Source organism: Streptomyces sp. NPDC021749 (assembly GCF_040640655.1).
Lineage (GTDB): Bacteria > Actinomycetota > Actinomycetes > Streptomycetales > Streptomycetaceae > Streptomyces.
Map to the genome: position 1 here is coordinate 1 of NZ_JBFACE010000099.1, position 1,695 is coordinate 1,695.

1 protein-coding gene is annotated in these 1,695 nt (G+C 66.4%); it reads right to left on the reverse strand.

What is annotated here, in order from left to right:
- Nucleotides 1–120: 120 nt before the first annotated feature.
- Nucleotides 121–1,695 (reverse strand): (Fe-S)-binding protein (locus AB0G35_RS37200; protein WP_360959209.1); only part of this gene is annotated, 1,575 nt, incomplete at its 5' end.

Sequence of the window (1,695 nt, forward strand, 5' to 3'; positions counted from 1 at the left end):
TCCCGCCGCGGGTGTTGTGCGCCGTTGCGCGCTGTGCGGCGCTTCCCGGGCAGGGGAAAGGCGAGTGGGGGTGCACATGATTGCTCATGTGCACCCCCACTCGGGGTTGTGCGTGGTGGGTTACTTCACCGGTTCCGGTTCCGGCTGGCTTTCCGTGGGGGTTTCGTCGGTCGGGTCGGTGGGTGTTTTGACGGAGTCCAGCAGGAGTTGGGCGACGTCGACGACCTGGATGGATTCCTTGGCCTTGCCGTCGTTCTTCTTGCCGTTGACGGAGTCGGTGAGCATGACGAGGCAGAAGGGGCAGGCGGTGGAGACGATGTCGGGGTTGAGGGAGAGGGCTTCGTCGACGCGTTCGTTGTTGATGCGCTTGCCGATGCGCTCTTCCATCCACATGCGGGCGCCGCCGGCTCCGCAGCAGAAGCCGCGTTCCTTGTGGCGGTGCATCTCTTCGTTGCGCAGGCCGGGGACCTTGGCGATGATCTCGCGCGGGGGTGTGTAGACCTTGTTGTGGCGGCCCAGGTAGCAGGGGTCGTGGTAGGTGATCAGGCCCTCGACGGGGGTGACGGGGATGAGCTTGCCCTCGTCGATGAGGTGCTGCAGCAGCTGGGTGTGGTGGATGACCTCGTAGTGGCCGCCGAGCTGCGGGTATTCGTTGGCGATGGTGTTGAAGCAGTGCGGGCAGGTCGCGACGATCTTCTTGGCGGCCTTGGGCTTCTTCGTCGCCTCGTCTTCGTCGTCCTCGCCGAAGGCGGCGTTGAGGGTGGCGACGTTTTCCGCGCCGAGCTGCTGGAAGAGGAATTCGTTGCCCAGACGGCGGGGCGAGTCACCGGTGCACTTCTCGTCGCCGCCCATGATGGCGAACTTCACGCCGGCGATGTGCAGCAGTTCGGCGAAGGCCTTGGTGGTCTTCTTGGCGCGGTCTTCCAGGGCGCCGGCGCAGCCGACCCAGTAGAGGTAGTCGACCTCGGTGAGGTCCTCGACGTCCTTGCCGACGACGGGGACGGGGAAGTCGACTTCCTTGGTCCATTCCAGGCGCTGCTTCTTGGCCAGGCCCCAGGGGTTGCCCTTCTTCTCCAGGTTCTTGAGCATCGTGCCGGCCTCGGAGGGGAAGCTGGACTCGATCATGACCTGGTAGCGGCGCATGTCGACGATGTGGTCGATGTGCTCGATGTCGACCGGGCACTGCTCGACGCAGGCACCGCAGGTGGTGCACGACCACAGCACGTCGGGGTCGATGACACCGTTGGCTTCGAGCGTGCCGATCAGCGGCCGCTCGGCCTCGGCGAGCGCGGCGGCGGGCACGTCGGCGAGCTGGGCCTGGGTCGCCTTCTCCTCGCCCTCCATCGTCTTGCCGCCGCCGGCGAGCAGGTAGGGCGCCTTGGCGTGCGCGTGGTCGCGCAGGGCCATGATCAGCAGCTTCGGCGAGAGCGGCTTACCGGTGTTCCAGGCAGGGCACTGCGACTGGCAGCGGCCGCACTCGGTGCAGGTGGAGAAGTCCAGCAGGCCCTTCCAGGAGAAGTGCTCGATCTGGGAGACACCGAACTGGTCGTCCTCACCCGGGTCCTCGAAGTCGATCGGCTCACCGGCCGACGTCATCGGCTGCAGCGCACCCAGCGCCACATCGCCGTCCGCCTCGCGCTTGAACCAGATGTTGGGGAACGCCAGGAAGCGGTGCCAGGCCACACCCATGTCGGT